The sequence below is a fragment of the Photobacterium sp. R1 genome (assembly GCF_054600795.1).
Window position 1 is genome coordinate 1 of record NZ_BAAHZP010000033.1, and the last position, 3,226, is coordinate 3,226.

The window sequence follows — 3,226 nt, forward strand, 5'->3', positions numbered from 1 at the left end:
GCAGCGCAGGAGCGGATTGCCGCCTATACCACGGAGCAGTTCCGGCTGGGTCGCAATATTCGCCGTAGTGCCATCGACGCAGCCCTGCATGCAGCCGGTGTGCAAAATGTCGTGCTGCATCAGCCGGCGGCAGACATTGTGATTTCCAAAGAGCAGGCCGGATATTGCATCAATATTACGGTGAATTACGGGGGAGAAGATGAATAACATTCTGCCCCCCAATGCGACCCGGGCAGAAGTGGCCATAGCAAGCGCCATTACGCCAGAGCTTCCGGTAACCATCCGTGACTTATGGGACCCGTGGCAATGCCCGGCAGCATTTTTGCCCTATCTGGCTCAGAGCTTTTCTGTAGACCGATGGGATGCCAACTGGAGTGAGCAAGAGAAACGCGCCGCCATTGATGCGGCGTTTTTCGTTCACAAGCACAAAGGCACCATTGCAGCGGTGCGTCGTGTCGTGGAGCCGCTGGGCTTTCTGATTGACGTCATTGAGTGGTGGGAAAAATCGCCTCAGGGGCCTCCCCATACATTCGAATTGAGCGTTGGCATTTTAGATAAAGGCATTACTGATGAAGTGTATGCCCAGATGGTGGCACTTATCTATGATGCGAAGCCGCTCAGAAGTCATTTGCTGGGATTGGAGATCAAAGCAGAAGTGCGAGGTGCGTACTTTTATGGCGCATCGATTTACAGCGGCGATATCACCTCTGTTTTCCCATATAAAGAAAGTCAGTTAACCGTGACAGGTTTGTATTGTCATGCAGGTTTAGAACACACGATTGACAGCGTGAGTGTATACCCCAATGAATAAATTTTATGTTTTATTAACCGAAATTGGTGAAGCAAAATTAGCGAATGCCACCGCATTAGGGCAGGCGGTAAAGTTCACCACATTAGCGGTAGGCGATGGTAACGGGACATTACCTACACCAAATGCCCAGCAGAAAAAATTGGTCAATGAGTTGGTCCGTTTACCCCTCAATTCGGTTGAAGTCGATCCAAATAACGCAAATTGGATTATCTGTGAACTCATCATTCCTGAAAACGTTGGAGGATGGACGATACGGGAAGTGGGTGTGTATGACGAAGATGGCGACTTAATTGCCGTCGGTAATTTTCCTGAAACATACAAGCCTATTCTGGAAGAGGGTTCAGGTCGAACCCAAACGATCCGTGTTGTCCTCCAGGTTAGTTCTGCTGAATCGGTCGAATTAAAAATCGATCCAGCCATTGTACTTGCATCAAGGCAATATGTTGACAGCAAGGTTGCACACCTGGAGAGAAAAGATAATGCAGCCACGGATGATGATATTGACAGTCAGTCAATGGCTGAGAAACACATCAAGCTGCCGCAGCTCTGGAAAGCACTCTCCCCACAAAAACTGGTGGATCGCTTATGGCTGAGCCTGTCTTCCAGGATATACCCGGTTGGTGCCCCAATCCCTTGGTTCTCAGATATTGCTCCAGATGGATTTGCAATCATGAAAGCACAGCCATTTGATAAAAGTTTGTATCCTGAACTCGCGAAAGTTTATCCGGACGGCATTATCCCGGATATGCGGGGGAATGGCCTGATCGGTAAAGAGGATAGTGAAACTGTTGGTGATTGGGAAAAAGGGAAAGTCATCGAGCATGGCCATCCCAATTCAACGGTCAGTTCGACAAATATTGGGAATAAAACTTCGAGTAAAACCGGTAATCACGCCCATACGAGTTATTACTACTTAGGGAATACGGCAAATGGTGGAGGGAATGCTGGCTTTGGTACCTATTCAAATCAGTGGACTCATTCCAGGTTAACGAATTCCGCGGGTGAACACACCCATGTAACCAATGTCGGCTCCCATTCTCATACTGTTTTTGTCGCATTATTTGGGGCGCTGAAAAACACAATTGACCACCGAAAATGTAACTGGATTATCAGGATGGCGTAATGAATCAATTTTTCTCTTCTTCGAAAGTGATTGAAGTTTCAAGACTGTCTAAAGATGGCTGGTGGCTTGAAAACTGTCATGAGCATGTGGCGAAAGGCACCTCGCTGGGGCAGGATTTTACGCAAAATCTTTATGTTCCTTCAGCGCCGGGCATGATTGCCAGATATGATCGTATTTCAGAGCGTTGGTCTGAAGAAATCAAAGATATGTCCTATGAGGTATTTTATTCAGAAAGCGGTGAAAAATATGTCATTGGCGAGCCGGACGGCCAATATCCAGACTGGGCCATCACAGAGTCGCCACCTGAGTATGATAATGAAACACAGACGGTTCTCTATCAACATGGCCACGGATGGTCCATTTACCCGATTTTAATTGGTGAGAAATATTACAATCAGTATGGCGTCTGTTTTGAAGTGTCTGATTTTAATTTCGTGCTTCCGGAGGGCCATACGTTTATCACACCACCGAAGACAGAAGACGGCTTTTCTCCCTACTTCAGCAATGGTGAGTGGCGGATTCTGGAAGATAACCGGGGTAAGTTTGCTTATGCAAAGTCAAGAGTTGAGTCTGAGGACTATGAGATTCAGGATCTCGAACCATTGCCAGCGACGCATTGTTTAGAAGAGCCTGGTGATTTTGACTCCTGGGAAGACGGAAAAGGCTGGGTTTATGATATTGAACGGCATCGGCCCATCAAATCAGGGGAAGAGAGAAACTGGCGTGACAGTGAACTGAGAAAAGTCATTGACCGAATCGACCAGTATGAAAGAGATCAAAATTACCCGCCTGAAATGAGAACTTCCCCAATTCAATCTGAAGAAGCGTTCATGCAGCTTCTGAACGATAGAAAATTATTAAGTGAGTACCCGGAACAACAGGGGTTCCCATTTGGTGAGCGCCCTGTTTTGTCCGGGTTAGCCTGACATTACATCCCTTTGACTTGATAAGCACCCCGCCCCGGCGGGTTTTTTTATTATCCGACGAATAGGAATCGGTTATGACGCAATTTCTCCACGGTGTTGAAGTTATTGAAATTGATGATGGAACACGCCCCATTCAAACCGTGAAATCGGCGGTGATTGGCCTAATTGGTACGGCCCCGAACTCAGCAGCCGCCATAGCGGCCAGCCTGACGCTCGGCAGCGCTGTTCTTAATGACGGTCTGGTGTTCACGGCCTCTCAGGCAGGCAAGGCGGGCAATGCAATCAGTGTGGAACTGGTTGATCCGGCTGCAGCCAGTAAAACCCTGTCGGTCTCTGTCGATGGCAGTAAAATCCGCATCAGTCTGG

3 protein-coding genes and 2 pseudogenes are annotated in these 3,226 nt (G+C 47.9%); all 5 read left to right on the forward strand.

Annotated features, from left to right (window positions below):
• A pseudogene (locus ACYP03_RS23715) lies at positions 1–207 on the forward strand (hypothetical protein); the annotation flags it as partial.
• Entirely contained in the window at positions 200–811 is a 612-nt protein-coding gene (locus ACYP03_RS23720) for a phage tail protein I (protein ID WP_459782327.1), read from the forward strand. The pseudogene ACYP03_RS23715 and the gene ACYP03_RS23720, both read left to right, overlap by 8 nt.
• Positions 804–1,934: a phage tail-collar fiber domain-containing protein gene (locus tag ACYP03_RS23725; protein ID WP_459782328.1), complete on the forward strand. Its 1,131-nt coding sequence runs from the start codon at positions 804–806 to the stop codon at positions 1,932–1,934. The genes ACYP03_RS23720 and ACYP03_RS23725 overlap by 8 nt, the downstream gene beginning before the upstream one ends.
• Positions 1,934–2,860, forward strand: a complete 927-nt coding sequence (locus tag ACYP03_RS23730; protein ID WP_459782329.1) for a hypothetical protein — start codon at positions 1,934–1,936, stop codon at positions 2,858–2,860. The genes ACYP03_RS23725 and ACYP03_RS23730 overlap by 1 nt, the downstream gene beginning before the upstream one ends.
• Positions 2,861–2,934: 74 nt before the next feature.
• A pseudogene (locus tag ACYP03_RS23735) lies at positions 2,935–3,226 on the forward strand (phage tail protein); the annotation flags it as partial.

What these genes read in the sequence shown, in the direction of transcription:
- ACYP03_RS23720 (WP_459782327.1), top strand. Translation starts at nt 200, where the DNA reads ATGAATAACATTCTGCCCCCCAATGCGACCCGGGCAGAAGTGGCCATA.
- ACYP03_RS23725 (WP_459782328.1), top strand. Translation starts at nt 804, where the DNA reads ATGAATAAATTTTATGTTTTATTAACCGAAATTGGTGAAGCAAAATTA.
- ACYP03_RS23730 (WP_459782329.1), top strand. Translation starts at nt 1,934, where the DNA reads ATGAATCAATTTTTCTCTTCTTCGAAAGTGATTGAAGTTTCAAGACTG.